14 protein-coding genes are annotated in these 16,569 nt (G+C 67.5%); 10 read left to right on the forward strand and 4 right to left on the reverse strand.

Annotated features, from left to right (window positions below; all coding sequences use genetic code 11):
* Positions 1–31: 31 nt before the first annotated feature.
* The 3 genes from ACOHX0_RS07250 to ACOHX0_RS07260 all read left to right on the forward strand — a co-directional run bounded on the left by ACOHX0_RS07250 (position 32) and on the right by ACOHX0_RS07260 (position 3,900).
* Complete coding sequence (locus ACOHX0_RS07250) at positions 32–1,384, forward strand: MmgE/PrpD family protein (RefSeq protein WP_420676014.1); 1,353 nt, start codon at positions 32–34, stop codon at positions 1,382–1,384.
* Positions 1,385–1,544: 160 nt separating this feature from the next.
* Positions 1,545–2,738 (forward strand): diaminopropionate ammonia-lyase, encoded by a 1,194-nt coding sequence (locus ACOHX0_RS07255; protein WP_420676015.1) that lies wholly within the window; start codon positions 1,545–1,547, stop codon positions 2,736–2,738.
* Complete coding sequence (locus tag ACOHX0_RS07260) at positions 2,728–3,900, forward strand: M24 family metallopeptidase (RefSeq protein ID WP_420676016.1); 1,173 nt, start codon at positions 2,728–2,730, stop codon at positions 3,898–3,900. Before ACOHX0_RS07255 ends, ACOHX0_RS07260 begins: the two co-directional genes overlap by 11 nt.
* A 72-nt stretch (positions 3,901–3,972) precedes the next feature.
* Here ACOHX0_RS07260 and ACOHX0_RS07265 read toward each other — a convergent pair whose 3' ends face one another.
* From ACOHX0_RS07265 to minC, 4 genes are all read right to left on the reverse strand, one after another.
* A complete protein-coding gene (locus tag ACOHX0_RS07265) occupies positions 3,973–4,293 on the reverse strand; it encodes a hypothetical protein (protein ID WP_420676017.1) in 321 nt (106 codons plus the stop codon).
* Positions 4,294–4,445: 152 nt separating this feature from the next.
* Positions 4,446–4,697, reverse strand: coding sequence for a cell division topological specificity factor MinE (minE, locus tag ACOHX0_RS07270; RefSeq protein WP_420676099.1), 252 nt, complete (start codon positions 4,695–4,697; stop codon positions 4,446–4,448).
* Positions 4,698–4,699: 2 nt separating this feature from the next.
* Complete coding sequence (gene minD / locus ACOHX0_RS07275) at positions 4,700–5,551, reverse strand: septum site-determining protein MinD (RefSeq protein WP_475682718.1); 852 nt, start codon at positions 5,549–5,551, stop codon at positions 4,700–4,702.
* Complete coding sequence (gene minC, locus ACOHX0_RS07280) at positions 5,548–6,282, reverse strand: septum site-determining protein MinC (RefSeq protein WP_420676018.1); 735 nt, start codon at positions 6,280–6,282, stop codon at positions 5,548–5,550. The genes minD and minC overlap by 4 nt, the downstream gene beginning before the upstream one ends.
* A gap of 270 nt (positions 6,283–6,552) precedes the next feature.
* On the opposite strand from minC, the gene ACOHX0_RS07285 reads away from it, so the two are divergent.
* The 7 genes from ACOHX0_RS07285 to ACOHX0_RS07315 all read left to right on the forward strand — a co-directional run bounded on the left by ACOHX0_RS07285 (position 6,553) and on the right by ACOHX0_RS07315 (position 16,562).
* Complete coding sequence (locus tag ACOHX0_RS07285; RefSeq protein WP_420676019.1) at positions 6,553–7,107, forward strand: biliverdin-producing heme oxygenase; 555 nt, start codon at positions 6,553–6,555, stop codon at positions 7,105–7,107.
* Positions 7,104–9,689 (forward strand): HWE histidine kinase domain-containing protein, encoded by a 2,586-nt coding sequence (locus tag ACOHX0_RS07290; RefSeq protein WP_420676020.1) that lies wholly within the window; start codon positions 7,104–7,106, stop codon positions 9,687–9,689. Before ACOHX0_RS07285 ends, ACOHX0_RS07290 begins: the two co-directional genes overlap by 4 nt.
* A gap of 355 nt (positions 9,690–10,044) precedes the next feature.
* A complete protein-coding gene (locus ACOHX0_RS07295; RefSeq protein ID WP_420676021.1) occupies positions 10,045–12,102 on the forward strand; it encodes a catalase in 2,058 nt (685 codons plus the stop codon).
* A gap of 124 nt (positions 12,103–12,226) precedes the next feature.
* A complete protein-coding gene (locus ACOHX0_RS07300; protein WP_420676022.1) occupies positions 12,227–12,793 on the forward strand; it encodes a type 1 glutamine amidotransferase domain-containing protein in 567 nt (188 codons plus the stop codon).
* A gap of 72 nt (positions 12,794–12,865) precedes the next feature.
* Positions 12,866–13,393 carry a 2Fe-2S iron-sulfur cluster-binding protein gene (locus ACOHX0_RS07305; protein WP_420676023.1) on the forward strand — a complete coding sequence of 176 codons (528 nt, stop codon included), beginning with the start codon at positions 12,866–12,868 and terminating at the stop codon, positions 13,391–13,393.
* A complete protein-coding gene (locus ACOHX0_RS07310; RefSeq protein WP_420676024.1) occupies positions 13,390–14,373 on the forward strand; it encodes an FAD binding domain-containing protein in 984 nt (327 codons plus the stop codon). The genes ACOHX0_RS07305 and ACOHX0_RS07310 overlap by 4 nt, the downstream gene beginning before the upstream one ends.
* The gene (locus tag ACOHX0_RS07315) at positions 14,370–16,562 is read left to right on the forward strand and encodes a xanthine dehydrogenase family protein molybdopterin-binding subunit (RefSeq protein ID WP_420676025.1); all 2,193 of its coding nucleotides are present in this window, start codon (positions 14,370–14,372) and stop codon (positions 16,560–16,562) included. Before ACOHX0_RS07310 ends, ACOHX0_RS07315 begins: the two co-directional genes overlap by 4 nt.
* Positions 16,563–16,569: the final 7 nt, after the last annotated feature.

Consider the following 16,569-nt stretch of genomic DNA (forward strand, 5'->3'; position numbering starts at 1 on the left):
TCCGCCATCCCCTGCCCTGCCGAGGCCCGCCATGACCGAGACCTTCGACCGTGTCGCCGATTTCACTTTCGCACTCACACCCGGCGACCTGCCTGCCGCCACGCGGGAAGCGGCGGCGCTGATGTTTCTCGACACGCTGGGCGTCGCGATCGGCGCCGCGCCAATGCAAGCCGGACGGATCGCCCGGGACACAGCCGCCGCGCTTTACGGCAGCAGCAGCTCAAACTACAGCGCGCGGATGCTGCTGGACGGGCGGCGGGTGAGCCTGGCGGGCGCCGCCTTTGCCGCCGCCACCGCAACCGACAATCTGGACGCCCATGACGGCTATGCGCCCAGCAAGGGCCACATCGGTGTCGTGATCATCCCCGCCATCGCGGCGCTGGCGGAAACGGTCGCGGATTTCTCCGGCCCCGAGGCGCTCACCCTCACCACCATCGGCTACGAGATCGCCGGCCGCGCCGCGCTGGCGCTGCATGCAAGCGTCAGCGACTACCACACCTCCGGCGCCTGGAACGCGCTTGGCGTGGCAGCGGTTGCGGCGCGGATGCGCGGGCTGTCCCGTGCCCAGCTGCGCGAGGCGCTGGGGATTGCCGAATACCACGGGCCGCGCAGCCAGATGATGCGCGAGATCGCAAATCCCACCATGCTGCACGACGGCTCCGGCTGGGGTGCCTTGGCGGGCATGTCGGCGGCGGTGCTGGCCGAGGGCGGCTTTACCGGCGCCCCCGCCATCACCGTCGAAGCACCCCAAGCGGCGGCGCATTGGGCGGATCTCGGGAAATTCTGGCAGATGCAACATCAATACGTGAAGCCCTATCCGATCTGCCGCTGGGCCCATGCGCCGATCGACGCGCTGCGCGCACTGATGCGGAAGCACCGCTTCGGCCCGGAGGAGATTACGCAGATCCATATCAACACCTTCCGCGAAAGCGCCTGCCTGTTTGCGGGCCTGCCCGAGACTACCAGCCAGGCGCAGTATTCACTCGGCTTTGCGGTCGCGGTGATGGGTGTGCATGGCCGCATCGGAGTGGAGCACATCACCGGTAGGGGGCTTGGCGATCCCCAGGTGGCAGCATTGCACGACCGTATCACCGTGGCCGAGAACGCCCGCCACTCCGCCCGCTTCCCGGCGGCCCGTGTTGCGGATGTGGAGGTCACGCTGACCAGCGGCGCGGTGCTGCGCTCGGGCGTTGTGCATGCGCGCGGCGGACCGGAAGCGCCGATGCGCCGCGATGAGGTCACCACCAAATTCATGGCCTTCGCCGCCCCCGTTGCAGGAGAGCACCGCGCGGCACAGATCCGCGAGGCGGTGCTGGGCTTCACCCGGGAGGACTCGCGCTTTTCACAGCTGGCAGGCCTGCTTTATGCAGCGCCCGGCGGCTGACCGCGGTCCGATTTCGGACCTCCTGCAGCGCAGGGAGAGGATTTTCCCCGGAACGCCCGAAGTTTTCGACGCCGCCACTCCCTGCAATTGCCTAACCTGAACGCAACAGCGCACGGACCGCCACCGGCCTGCGCCTCAGACGCTTCAAACAGGAGAGACGATGCCCAGCCTGCTTCCCGCCGCCCGACCAGAATATTTTACCGCCGCCCGCCGCCAGGGGGATGCCGCCTTCCGGGTGCTGAGTCCCGGGGATTTCGCGGCTGCCTGGGCGGAGATCACGAGCTGGGAGGGCTACGCGCCGACGCCGCTTTTGTCCTTGCCCGCCTTGGCGCAGGCCGCCGGTGTGGGCGCGGTCTTTTACAAAGACGAGGGCCCGCGATTTGGCCTTGGCAGCTTCAAGGCGCTCGGCGGCGCCTATGCCGCCCTGCGCGTTCTCCAGCGCGAGATATCGAAGCGGCGCGGCACGCAGGTGACGCTGGAGGACATCCGCAGCGGCCGGTGCCGCGCCGATTGCGCGCAGGTCACGCTGGTCTCTGCCACCGATGGCAACCATGGCCGCTCGCTCGCCTGGGGCTGCCAGCGCTTCGGCGCACCCTGCCGGATCTACATCCACGCCGAGGTGAGCGAAGGCCGGGCCCAGGCGATGCGCGAGCTTGGCGCCGAGGTGATCCGCATTGACGGCGACTATGACGCATCGGTGCGGCTAGCCAAGGAGGAAGCGGAGAAAAACGGCCGGTTCGTGGTCTCCGATACCTCCTGGCCCGGCTACAGCGAACCGCCGCGCGACGTGATGGCGGGCTACGGCGTGATGGTGCGGGAAGTCTGCGCGGCGCTGGATCAGCCGCCGACCCATGTGTTGCTGCAGGGCGGCGTCGGCGGGCTCGCCGCCGGGGCGGCCGCGGCGCTGCGCCAGCACTGGCAGGAGCACGCCCCCCGTGTCGTCATAGTGGAGCCCGACCGCGCCGCCTGCCTGTTTGAGAGCGCACGCCAGGGCGCCGCCACGGCGGTGGAGATTGCCGAGGAAACCGTGATGGCCGGGCTCTCCTGCGGGGAGCCGTCGGGGCTGGCGTGGGAAATACTGGCCGAGGAGGCCGCGGACTTTCTCACCATACCCGACACCCTGGTCGCCCCCGCCGTGCGCCTGATGGCGCGGCCGCAGGGAGATGATCCGGCGGTGGAGGCGGGCGAAAGCGCAATTGCCGGGCTCGCCGGGCTGCTGGCGGCGCGGCAGCACGCGGATCTTTCGGCGGAACTGGGCCTCGACGCCAGCGCGCGGGTGCTGCTGATCGGCTCCGAAGGGGTGACCGACCCGGAAATCTTCGCCCGCATCATGGAGGGCAAGGATGCCGCCTGAGCCCCCTGCCCGCGGCTTTGCCGAAAGCGAATACGCCGCCCGCACCCGCAAGGCGCAAGCGGCGATGGCGGAACAGGGGCTCGCGGGCCTCCTCCTGATGAGCGAGCCGGAGGTGCGCTATTTCACCGGCTTTCATACGCTATTCTGGCAAAGCCCGACCCGGCCGTGGTTCGTCTTCCTGCCGCCCGAGGGCAAGCCCGTCGCGGTGATCCCGGAGATCGGCGCCGCCCTGATGCGGCAGACCTGGGTGGAGGACATCCGCACCTGGAGCGCGCCCGCGCCGGAGGATGACGGCCTGAGCCTGCTGACCGACCTTCTGGCACCGCTGGCGCGCGCGGGCGCGCGGCTTGGCATCCTGAAGGGGCACGAGACCGCCTTGCGGATGCCGCTGGGCGACTGGGAGCGGCTGCTGGCCCGCCTGCCTGGGCTGCAACTGGCGGATGCCACTCGGCTGGTGCAGGGGCTCAGGACGGTGAAATCGCCCGCCGAGATCGAAAAGCTCTCCCATATCTGCCGGATCGGGTCGCAGACTTTCGCGCAGGTGCCGGAGATTATCGCCGAAGGCCAGCCGCTGGAAGAGACCTTCCGCGCCTTCCGCCGCGCGGCGCTGGCCCTGGGCGCCGACGACGTGCCCTACCTGGTGGGCGGCGCCGGGCCGGGCGGCTATGGCGACGTGATCGCGCCGCCCTCACGCCGCCCGTTGCAGCGGGGCGACATCCTGATGCTCGACACCGGCGCCGCCTGGGACGGCTATTTCTGCGATTTCGACCGCAACTTCGCTATCGGCCGCGCGGATGACGCCGCGCGCCGCGCCTATGACCTGCTGTGGAGCGCGACCGAAGCGGGGCTGGCCGCGGCGCGGCCGGGGCAGAGCTGCCGCGGGCTTTATCAGGCCATGCAGGCAGTGATTTCCGAAGGTCAAAGCGATGGAGGCGGCATCGGACGGCTGGGGCATGGCCTGGGCATGCAGCTTACCGAGCAGCCCTCGCTCGCCCCTTTCGACGAAACGATTCTGCAGGAAAGCATGGTGCTGACGCTGGAGCCGTCGCTGGGATTCGGCGGCGGGCATGTGATGGTGCAGGAGGAAAACATCGTGATCCGGGCGGGCGGCGCGGAGCTGCTGAGCCGCCGCGCGCCGCCGGAGCTGCCGGTGATCCAGTAAAAAGTTGCACGCAAGGGGGCCTGCGCGGAGACCACGCTCGCGCCGAGACCGTACCGTGCAAGCGGCGGGCGGCTAACGGTCCGCGCCGGGCCCCTCCAGCATGATGCGCAGGCGGACGCGGGTTTCCTCGGCCTTGCGCCTGCGCAGCCGTTCGCGCGCGACCTTCATCTTGAGCATCGCCACAGCCAGCCGCTGCAGTGCCCGCTCGCGCCGGTCATAGAGGCTGCGGATGCGGGAGCCGGGGTTACCGATGCTCCAATAGCCGCGGCCGCGGATGCCAGGGACAAGCACTTCTGCCGCCCTGAGCCCGGCGCGCCACTCGGAATCGGCTTCCTGGTAGATGGCGCTCGCGCGGACCAGCATGGTGCGGCGTTTGCGTAGATAGGGATGCATGGTTGTGCCTCCGGAACTGCTGAGCCCGCGGGGGACTCATGCTCCAAAGGTAGCGCCCGCCCTGCCCTCGGGTCAACGGGGGCATGGCCGGGGCCCAAACGGCGGCAGTCCGCCGCCGCAGATCGGGACCGGAAAGCGGGCTGCGGGGCGCCTCAGCGCGCGCCCGGCAGCTCGATGTTGATTTCCAGGCTCGACAAATCCTCGTGCCGCTCCATGCGGATGTCGACGGCGTCCTTGTCGATTTCCATGTGCCGGCGGATCACCTCGAGAATGTCGCGTTGCAGTTGCGGCAGGCAATCCGGCCGCGCGCTGCCGTTGCGTTCATGCGCCAGCAGGATCTGCAGCCGCTCCTTGGCAGTGTTTGCCGACCTGGCCTTGCGCGGCTTCAGCGAAAACCCGAACATCTTCATGCCGTCCGCCGGAACAGGCGCTGCAGCAAGCCCGGCCGCCGGTGGGCACCGACGCGGATCTCGATTTCCTCGCCGGTGAGCCGTGCCACCGCGTCCTCATAGGCCGCGGACGCGTCCGAGGGCTGATCGTCCAGCACCACCGGCACGCCCATGTTGGAGGCGCGCAGGATCGCAGTGCTTTCGGGAATGATGCCGAGAAGCGGCACCGCCAGGATCTCCAGCACGTCCTCGACCGTCATCATCTCGCCGCGCTCGATGCGGGTCTGGTCGTGGCGGGTCAGCAGCACCTGCGCCTTGACCGGGGCCTGGCCCTCGCTCTCGGCGCGCTGGGTCTTGCTGTTCAGGAGCCCCAGCACCCGGTCGCTGTCACGCACCGAGGACACCTCGGGGTTGGTGACCACCACCGCCTCGTCGGCGTAATACATCGCCAGATGCGCGCCGCGCTCGATGCCGGCGGGGCTGTCGCAGACGATGTAGTCGAACTCCTCGCGCAGCTCGTCCAGCACCCGCTTCACGCCGTCCTTGGTCAGCGCGTCCTTGTCGCGGGTCTGCGAGGTCGGCAGCACCGACAGGTTGTCAAGACGCCGGTCCTTGATCAGCGCCTGCTTCAGCTTGGCGTCGCCCTGGATCACATTGATGAAGTCGAAGACCACGCGGCGTTCGCAGCCCATGATCATGTCGAGGTTGCGCAGGCCGACGTCGAAGTCGATCACAACCGTCTTGTGGCCGCGTTTGGCAAGTCCGGCGCTGATCGCCGCGGCCGAGGTCGTCTTGCCGACGCCGCCCTTGCCCGAGGTTACAACGATAATCTTGCCCAATGGCCGCTCCTGTTTCATCTGCCCCGTCATCCCAGTGTCTCCACACACAGCCGGCCGTCTTCCAGATATGCCTGCACATAGCGGCCGCGGATTTCCGCGCCCAGATGCTCGCTGGTCCGGTAGAGGCCGGCAACCGCCAGCAATTCGGCATCAAGTTTCTGGCAGAAGATGCGCGCCGACTCGTCGCCGTGCGCGCCTGCCATCGCCCGGCCGCTCAGGCGGCCATACACATGGATGCTGCCGCGCGCAATCAACTCCGCGCCGGAGCTGACCGGGCCGATCACGGTGAGATCGCCGCCCTCGGCGATCACCGTCTGGCCCGAGCGCACCGGTGCGGTGATCACCTTGTTCTGCGGCGGCTGCAATTTCTTCGGCACCTGCGGCTTCTCGCGCCCGGAGGGCAGCGTGCTGTCCTTGCCGCCGGAGACAGTGATCAGCCCCGCCGCGCGGGCGGCTTCGGCCTGTCCGGTGCTGGGGTTCTGCACCCCGAAGACCGACAAGTTGCGTTCGCGCAGGTGACCTGCGAGTTTGGCCAGGTCCGCTTCGCCGGTCAGCCCGGCGGTGTGTTCGAGATCCAGTACCATAGGCGCATTTGCGTAGAAATGCGGCAGCTTCTGCAGCTGCTGGTCGAGCGAGGCAAAAAACGCATCGTCCTGCGGGCCGTCCGCCAAACGCAGCGCGATTGCCGTCAGAAACCGTCCGCGGATCTGGAACCTGGCGGCCGTGGCCACGGCGCCGTTTGTACTATCCTGGTCCGGCATAGAGGCCAGATGCTCCTGCTCGTCGTATGGCCGCGGCGTTTCCCGCGCTTTTCTCCTCACTAGAGCCTAATCGCGGCAAGGTCCAGAGCCGCTGCCGCCAAGGCAGGCGATCGGCGGGGATACGCCGCCGGTCACCTGCCGCGCAGCAGAGGGCCGCACACGGCGGAAAGGGCAAAAACCGGTTGCGGACGCAGCAAAAACAGCAGACTTTGAACCTGTTGGGGTAATTTTCTTTCTGCACGCGAACACTTCCCGAAAGGTAGCTTCTTGATGGAACTGCGAATGGCGCTGCGCAGCGGCACCCGAGACCGGCACGAGGCGCTGGACCGGCTGGTCTCGCGCTGGGATCTGGGCAGTCCGGGCGGCTACCGCGATTTTCTGCACATGCAGGCGGCGGCGCTGCTGCCGCTGGAGGCCTGGCTGGAAGACCGCGGCGCCGAAGCGCTGCCGCCGGACTGGCCGCAGCGGCGGCGGTCGCAGGCCCTGCGCGCCGATCTCGCCGCGCTGGCGCTGCCGGTGCCGCGCCCTGCCGAAGTAGCAATTGCACCCTGCCGCGCCGCGGTGGCCGGGGTGCTTTACGTGCTGGAAGGCTCGCGCCTTGGCGGGCGGCTGCTGCACCGTCAGGTTGAAGCCGGGGCGGGAAAGATGCCACAGTCGTTTCTCGAGCACGGAAACGGCCAGCCCTTGTGGCAAGGTTTCCTCAGCTGGCTGAAGGCGCAGAACCTCCCCAGCGAAGAGCACCGGGCAGCCATCTCTGCGGCACGCGGTGTGTTCGGCCTTTATCAGGCCCAAGCCGCGTCCCTGCTCAAGGAGCCGACGATATGACCGACCTGCCCTCGGCCTCCGCCGCCGCCGAACACAGCACCGCGCAGGAGCTGGACCTGACCTCCTGCGACCGGGAGCCGATCCACCAGTTGAACCGGGTGCAGCGCTTTGGCTGCCTGATCGCGGTGACGCAGGACTGGAACGTCTCTCAAGTCTCTAAAAACCTTGAACATTTTGCCGGTATCAGCGCTGCGGAGGCTGTCGGCGAGCCGCTCAATGCGCTGCTTGAGGACCGTTCGCTGCACGATATCCGCAACCGGCTGCAATTCCTGCGCGGCGGCGAGGGCAGCGCGAGGGTGCGCAACATAGTCTTCCGCCACAGCGATGCTAGCTACGGCGCCACGGTGCATATGTCCGGCCAGTACATCGTGCTGGAGTTCGAGCCCTCCGTCGCCGCCAGCGAATACGAAGACGACATCTCCACCGTGCGCTCGATCCTGTCGCGGCTCTCCGACAGCGACGATGTGGCAAAGTTCTGCAGGGATTCGGCCAAGTTTCTGCAATTTCTCACCGGGCTGGACCGGGTCATGGTTTACCGTTTCCTGCCGGATGGCTCGGGCGAGGTCTTTGCCGAGGCCAGGAAACCGGCGCTGGAGCCCTTCCTGAACCTGCGCTACCCGGCTTCCGACATTCCCCAGCAGGCCCGGGCGCTCTACCTGCGCAACCCGATCCGCATTATCGCGGATTCCTCCGAGCGCGGCGTCGAGATCTACCCGGAGCATTGTCCCGGCGGCGGACCGCTGGACCTGTCGCAGAGTGTGCTGCGCAGCGTCTCGCCGGTGCATCTGGAATACCTCGCCAACATGGGTGTCGCCGGGTCGATGTCGATCTCGATCATCGTCAATGGCGCGCTGTGGGGCCTGTTTGCCTGCCATCACGGTGAAACCATCCGCCTGTCGGCCTCCAAAAAGGGAGCTGCCGAGCTGTTCGGGCAGATGTTCTCGCTGCTGCTCAGCGCCAAGCTGACGGAGGAGGAAGCCAGCACCTCAAACGAGGTGCGCAAGCTGACCGATGCCTTCACCGCTTCGATGAACATGCAGAACACGCCGCTGCAGGAACTGCTGCCGATGCTGCGCGAGGTGCGCCAGTTCCTCGCCGCGGACGGCTTCGGTGTGGTGCTGAACGGCAGCACGCACCTTGAAGGATCGGGGCCGGGCCGGGCGGAATTCGCGCAAATGGTGAAATTTCTCAACCGGACTGCCGCCAATAAGGTCTATTCCACCCACAAGCTGGGCGATGCAATGCCGGGCGCGGCCGATTTTGCCGGAGTTGCCGCCGGCATCCTCGCAATCCCGATCTCGCGCTCGCCGCGCGACTACATCGTGTTCTTCCGCCGCGAGGTGGTGAAATCCGTCGCTTGGGCCGGCAACCCGGAAAAGCCCGTGGCCTCCCGGAACGGCACCCTCCGCCTGTCGCCGCGCAAGAGTTTCGAGGCCTGGCGCACGATGGTGGAAGGCGAGTGCGAATACTGGAGCAGCGCGGACCTCGCCACTGCCGCCCAGCTGCGCATGACGCTGCTGGAAATCGTGCTGCGGCTGACCGGCGAGGCCGAAAAGCACCGGGCCGCCTCGGAAGAGCGGCAGGAGCTGCTGATTGCCGAGCTGAACCACCGGGTGCGCAACATCCTTGGGCTGGTCTCGGGGCTGATATCGCAGACCAAGTCGAAATCCCATTCCGCCGCGGATTTCGTCGCGGTGCTGGACAGCCGGGTGCAGGCGCTGGCCCGCGCGCATGACCAGATCACCCGGCAGAACTGGACCGCGGCTCCGCTGTTCGACATGGTGCGGACCGAGCTGGAAAGCTATGCGGGCGGCCAGCCCGGCAGGGTGGTCTTCGAAGGGGACGACTGCCTCCTGGAGCCTGCCGCCTATTCCGCGGTGGCGCTGGTTGTGCATGAGCTGGCGACCAACGCGGCCAAATACGGCGCGCTGTCGGCCGCGGGCGGGCGGATCACCCTGACGGCGCGGGGACTGCCGGACGGCAGCCTGTCGCTCACCTGGCAGGAGCGCGGCGGCCCGCCGGTGCAGTCCCCCAGCCGCCGCGGCTTCGGCACCACCATCGTAGAACGCCTGATCCCGCATGAGCTGCGCGGCACCGCCGACGTGCGCTACCGCTTGGGCGGGCTGGAAGCGGAATTCCAGCTGCCCGCCAGCTACGTGCAACCGGCCCCGCAGGAAGCCCCGGCGGCCTCCGTGTCCTCCAAGGAGCAAGCGGAGGCCGGCTGGTGTCCGAATTCTGTGCTGATCGTGGAAGACAACCTGGTGATCGGCATGGGGGCGGAAGCGATTTTCGAGGCCATCGGCGCCCAGGATATCGACCTTGTCTCCAGCCTTTCCGAGGCCGAGGAGGCGCTCGCGGCCAAGCTTTACGACTTCGTGTTTCTCGACGTCAACCTTGGCGACACGACGACGCTTGCCCTGGCCCAGGATCTGCACGACAGCGGCCGCAAGTTCGCCTTTGCCAGCGGCTACAGCGACCGGCTGGACACGCCCGGCCCGCTTGCACAGGTGCCGCGCGTCAGCAAGCCCTATGGCAAGGACGCAGTCCTGCGAGCCCTGGCGGCGGCCGCACTCAAAGGCTGAGCCGCCCCGCGCCGCCAGTTCCCCCTGCCCCGCCCCTGCCCTTCGCCGCACGGGCCTGCAGCGGCCGTTCCAGCGCAGCCCCCTGCGCTGCCGCGCGGCAGCATCCCAGCCGCGCGGCAGCCTGCCCTTGGCGGCCGGTGGCGCGCGGATTTGGGCGTTCTTCGACGCACGCGGAACCAATCCTGATCTGCCGCGTTGGGCCAGCAACGCCTCGCAACGCGTCGGCCCGCCGCTTCTCTGAATGCCGGACCGGTCGGCTTCTGGACGCATGACATTCCGGCCCGCCAGCCAGCCCGGCCCCGCCCGGGCACTTTGACTGCGGGCATCCGGCACTCGGCAGCAAAGGGAAACTCCGATGACAGACCCAGAAACCGGCAAGGGCGGCGAGCCGCACCAGCAGATGAGCTCCAAGCAGCGGACCCTGACAACGGCGCAGGGGGCGCCGATGGCGGACGACCAGAACTCGCTGAAGGCCGGGCCGCGCGGCCCGGTGCTGCTCGAAGATCAGGCGATGCGCGAGAAGATCTTCCACTTCGACCACGAGCGCATCCCCGAGCGGGTGGTGCATGCGCGCGGCTACGGCGTGCATGGCCAGTTCGAGCTGACCGACCCGATCCCCGAGCTGAGCTGCGCCGACATCTTCCAGCGCAAGGGCGAAGTGACGCCGGTCTTCACCCGCTTCTCCACCGTCGCGGGCAGCAAGGGCTCGCCGGACGTGGCGCGGGACGTGCGCGGCTTTGCGGTGAAGTTCTACACCCAGGAAGGCAACTGGGACCTGGTCGGCAACAACATCCCCGTCTTCTTCATCCAGGACGCGATCAAGTTCCCCGACCTGATCCACTCGGTGAAACCCGCCCCCGACCGCGGCTTCCCGCAGGCGCAAAGCGCGCATGACAACTTCTGGGATTTCATCTCGCTGACCCCGGAAGCAGTGCACATGAGCCTCTGGACCATGTCCGACCGCGCCATCCCGCGCTCGCTGCGCTTCATGGAGGGCTTTGGCGTCCACACTTTCCGGCTGGTCAACGCCGAGGGCAAATCGCACTACGTGAAGTTCCACTGGAAGCCGAAACAGGGGCTGCAGTCGGTGGTCTGGAACGAGGCGCTGAAGATCAATGGCGCCGACCCGGATTTCCACCGCCGCGACATGTGGGACGCGATCGACGCGGGCGATTACCCGCAGTGGGACCTCGGCGTCCAGGTCTTCGACGACGACTTCGCCGACAAGTTCGAGTTCGACATCCTCGACGCGACCAAGCTGATCCCAGAAGAGCAGGTGCCGGTGCGCATCATCGGCACGATGACGCTGAACAACAACGTCCACAACTTCTTTGCCGAGACCGAGCAGGTCGCCTTCTGCACCCAGAACATCGTGCCGGGCATCGACTTCACCAACGACCCGCTCTTGCAGGGGCGCAACTTCTCCTATCTCGACACTCAGACCAAGCGGCTGGGCGGGCCGAACTTCACCCATCTGCCGATCAACGCCCCGCGCTGTCCGGTGCATCACTTCCAGCAGGATGGGCACATGGCGATGCAGAACCCCCACGGCCGGGCCAATTACGAACCCAACAGCTGGGGCGACGCAGGCGGCGCGCGGGAGAACCCGGAGATGGGCTTCACCAGCTATCCCGAGCAGATCGAAGGCCCGAAACAGCGGGTGCGCTCGGAGACCTTTGCCGACCATTACAGCCAGGCCCGGCAGTTCTGGATCAGCCAGACCGCGGTGGAGCAGGACCACATTGCCGCCGCCTTCACCTTCGAGCTGTCCAAATGCGAACGCGAGGACATCCGCCTGCGCATGCTGAGCCACCTGATGAACGTGCATGAGGATCTGGCCTCCAAGGTCGCCGAGGGGCTGGGCGTCTCCGAAATGCCGGAACCCGCCGATCCCGCGCGCGAGCCGGTCACCGATCTGCCGCCGTCAGATGCGCTCAGCATCCTCAAGAACGGGCCGGACAGCTTCAAGGGCCGCAAGCTGGGGCTTTACCTGAGTGACGGGGCTGACGCCGGGCTGGTCAAGAAGATCGAGGACGCTTTCACCAGGGAAGGCGCGATGGTCGCGGTGGTCTCGCCCCACATCTTCGGCGTGACACTCTCGGACGGCAGCACCCGCGCAGGCGATGAGAAGATCGACGGCGGCCCCTCCGTGGTCTTCGACGCGGTGGCGCTGGTCTTTGGCGAGGACCAGGGCAAGGAACTGGCGGAGAACAAGCCCTCGATCGACTTCGTGAACGATGCCTTTGCCCACTTCAAGTTCATCGGCTGGACCGAAGCCGCCAAGCCGCTGCTGGAAGCGGCAGGGGTCGGGGACAGCATGGACGGCGGCATGGCCGCGCTTGATGGCGGCGATGTGGACGGCTTCCTAAAAAGCTGCCGCGCGCTGCGCTTCTGGAAGCGGCAGGCCTTCTGAGGGACCGGGAAACGCCCTCTCCCCTCCCCGGGCGCGCTCCGCCGTTCGTTCAGATGCGGTGCGCGCCAAGAGCGCCCCGAACCACGGGGCGGTATCCGAAACCCGCAGTAGAAAAGGACGACACATGCCTGACATGAGCAACGCGAACATCCTGATCATGGCCACCAACGGTTTCGAGCAGTCCGAGCTTTTCACACCGCTGGAAAAGCTGAAGGACGCCGGCGCCACGGTCCATGTCGCAACCCCGGACGGCGATGCGATCAAGGGCTGGGACCAGGATGACTGGGGCAAGTCCATCGACGCCGACCTGAAGATTTCGGACGTGAACGCGGACGATTACATCGCGCTGGTGCTGCCCGGCGGCCAGATCAACCCCGATATCCTGCGCACCGACAAGGACGCGGTGGAGACCATCCGCAAGTTCGTGACCGGCGGCAAGATCGTGGCGGCGATCTGCCACGCGCCATGGCTCCTGATCGAGGCCGGCGTGGTCAAGGGGCGGGAGATGACCTCCTACCACTCGATCCGCACCGACCTGAAGAACGCGGGCGCCGAGGTGGTCGACAAGGAAGTGGCGATCGACAACGGCATCATCACCTCGCGCAACCCCGACGACCTGGAGGCTTTCTGCAGCAAGATCATCGAAGAGGTCCGCGAAGGCGAGCATCAGCGCGACAGCCTGCACCGCTGAGCCAACGCATATCCCGGCCCCGGACCGCATTGGTCCGGGGCCTTTCTTCTTTCCCGAGAGAAAGCCCGTCCGATGACCCTCACCACCACCCTCACGATCAACGGCGCCGATCATACGCTCGACGCCGATCCGCGCACCACGCTGCTGGATGCGCTGCGCCATCATTTGAAGCTCACCGGCACCAAGAAGGGCTGCGACCACGGCCAATGCGGCGCCTGCACGGTGATCGTGAACGGGCGGCGGATCAATTCCTGCCTGACGCTGGCCTGCATGCATGACGGCGACGAGATCACCACGATCGAGGGGCTGGGCACGCCCGAGCAGATGTCGGCGCTGCAAGAGGCCTTCCTGCGCCACGACGGCTTCCAATGCGGCTATTGCACCGCCGGGCAGATCTGCTCGGCAACTGCGATGCTGCAGGAGGCGGCGGAGGGCTGGCCCTCGCATGTGTCGGACAGCCTGGACGGCGATGTGGCGCTGGGGCCGGAGGAGGTCTCGGAACGGATGAGCGGCAACCTCTGCCGCTGCTCGGCCTATCCCGGTATCGTCAGCGCCATCCTGGAAGCCGCTGAGAAGACTTCGGGGGGAGAGACGCCATGAAACTCTTCGGCTACACCCGCGCCGCGTCCCCGGCGGAGGCGGCAGAGCGCGCGAGCAAAGGCGCCACGGTGATTGCAGGCGGCACAAACCTCCTGGACCTGATGAAGCTGGAAGTGATGACGCCCGATACACTGGTCGATATCACCCGGCTCGGCCTCGGCGGCGTCGAGGAAACCAGCGACGGCGGGATGCGCATCGGTGCGCTGGTCACCAACAGCGACCTCGCCGCGCACCCCGTGGTGCGGCGGGACTACGAGGTGCTGTCGCGGGCGCTTCTGGCCGGCGCCTCGGGACAGCTGCGCAACAAGGCGACCACCGGCGGCAACCTCTTGCAGCGTACCCGCTGCCCCTATTTCTACGACACCGCGATGCCCTGCAACAAACGCAGCCCCGGCACCGGCTGCCAGGCAAAGGACGGCTTCAATCGCATCCTCGCGATCCTCGGCACCTCGGAGCATTGCATCGCCACGCATCCCTCCGACATGGCGGTGGCGATGATGGCGCTGGGGGCGGAGGTCGAGGTGGAAGCGGCCGGCGGCGGACGGCGGACCGTTCCGCTTGACGGCTTCTACTGCCTGCCCGGCGACACGCCGGACGTGGAAACCGTGCTGGACCCGGGCGACCTGATCACCGCGGTTCTGCTGCCGCCGCCGCCCGGCGGGCGCCATATCTACCGCAAGGTGCGCGACCGGGCATCTTACGCCTTTGCGCTGGTCTCCGTCGCGGGGGTGGCCACGATGGAGGATGGCCGCATCGCCCGGATCGCTCTCGCCTTCGGCGGCCTTGCCCCGAAGCCCTGGCGCAACAGCCAGGTGGAGGACCTGCTCACCGGCGAAGCCCCATCGGACGCTCTGTTCCACAAGGCCGCGGACACGCTGCTCTCCGGCGCCCGGAGCTATGGCGCCAACGACTTCAAGATCCCCCTCACCCGCCGCACGCTGATCGCCGTGCTGCGCAGCCTCACGGAGGTGCCGTCATGACTGAACATCTCAAGATGGACAAGGCGCAGCCAGATCTGCTCGACAGCATGGTGCAAGGCACGCTGGGCACCGCCACGGCGCGGCGCGAAGGTCCGCTGAAGGTCTGCGGCCAGGCGCCTTACGCAGCCGAATCCGGCGACGGCACCGAGGCCACCGGCGTCCTGGTTCGTGCCACCATCGCCAAAGGCCGCGTCACCGCGATGGACAAGCAGGCCGTCTTGCAATTGCCCGGCGTGCTCACCGTGATCGACGGGGCGCAGCTGTTGCGCAACCCGGCCCAGGGCACCGCCAACGAGGCCCCGGCCCAAGGCCCGGACGAGGTGGTCTATTTCGGCCAGCCGATTGCGCTGGTGGTGGCCGACACCTTCGAGCAGGCCCGCCATGCCGCACAGGTCCTCTCCGTCTCCTACGAGGCCGAAGAAGCCGCAATCGACGCGGAATCAGCGCCGGAGGACCGCCCTGAGGACAAGCAGATGCGCCAGGGCGACCTTGAGCAGGCGATGCAGCAGGCCGCTTTCAGCGTCGATGCCACCTACACGACGCCCGCCCAAAACAGCGCCGCGATGGAGCCGCATGCCTCGCTGGCCCGCTGGGACGGCGGCAAGCTGACGCTGCACGGCGCCTACCAGATGCTGAAATACAACCGCAACGAACTGGCCGACGCGCTGGGGATCGGCCCGAAAGATGTACGCATCCTGTCGCCTTATGTCGGCGGCGGCTTCGGCTCCAAGCTGGGCCTCGCGCCCGAGGCGGTGGCAGCGGCGCTGGCCGCGAAGGAGCTGGACCGGCCGGTTCTGGTGGTGATGTCCCGGCCGCAGGTCTTCGAGGCGACGATGCGGCGCAGCGAAACCCGCCAGCGCATCCGCCTGGCGGCCGACAGTGAGGGGCGGCTCGCCGCAGTGGGGCATGATTCCTGGGTCTCCAACCTGCCGGGCGAAAGCTTCAGCGAGCCGACCGATATGGCCACCCATTTCCTTTATGCCGGGGAAAACCGCAGCTACAGCTACATGCTGCGCCGCCGCAATCTGACCTGCGCAGGCTCGATGCGGGCACCGGGAGAGGCGGTGGGCATGCTGGCGCTGGAAAGCGCGATGGACGAGCTGGCCCATGCCGCGGGGCTCGACCCGCTGGAGCTGCGCCTGCGCAACATCCCGGACCGCCACCCGGAGGAAGACATCCCCTTTTCCACCCGCCGCCTTGCCGAGTGCCTGCGCGAAGGGGCTGCGCGCTTCGGCTGGGATCAGCGCAACCCGGAGCCCGGACAGACGCGCGAGGGCGAATGGCTGATCGGCCATGGCATGTCCGTGGCGGCCCGCGGCAACATCCTGGGAGAGTCGAAAGCCCGCGTGGTGCTGCACCGGAATGCGACCGCCACGGTCGAGACCGACATGACCGACATAGGCACCGGCACCTACACCGTCCTTGGCCAGATCGCGGCTGAGATGCTGGGCCTGCCGCTGAAGGCGGTGACGGTGAAGCTGGGCGACAGCAGCCTGCCGCCCTCCGCGGGCTCCGGCGGGTCCTGGGGGGCGGGCTCCTCCGGCTCCTCTGTGTTTCTTGCCTGCCGCAAGCTGCGCGAGGAACTGGCCGCCGTGATGGGGGCCGATGCAGACAGCCTTACCCTGAAGGACGGATTGGCGACCGCCGGCAACACGCAGAAGAAGATCAGCGAGATCCTCACCGCGGATCTGGAGGCCACCGGGCATATCGAGCCGGGCGAGACCAGCGACGCGGTGCAGCAGGCCGGGTTCGGCGCGCATTTTGCCGAAGTCGCCGTTAGTGCCGTGACCGGAGAAACCCGGGTGCGGCGTATGCTGGGAGTGTTCGCCGCGGGCCGTATCCTGAACGCGCAGACCGCGCGCTCGCAATGCAGCGGCGGCATGATCTTCGGCATCGGCGCGGCCCTGACCGAGGAGCTGGTGCATGACCACCGCGACGGCCACATCGTGAACCACAACCTGGCCGAATACCACGTGCCGGTAAACCTGGACGTCCCGCAACTTGAAGTTGAGTTTCTGGAAGAGCGCGACCCCCATGCCAATCCGTTGCAGGCCAAAGGCGTTGGCGAGCTGGGTATTTCCGGCGCCGGGGCGGCGGTCACCAACGCGATCTTCAATGCAACCGGGGTGCGGGTGCGGGACTATCCTGCGACGCTCGACAAGGTGCTGGAGGGCCTGCCGGAGATGTAGGTGCCGA

The organism is Cribrihabitans pelagius (genome assembly GCF_048820915.1).
GTDB lineage: Bacteria > Pseudomonadota > Alphaproteobacteria > Rhodobacterales > Rhodobacteraceae > Cribrihabitans_A > Cribrihabitans_A pelagius.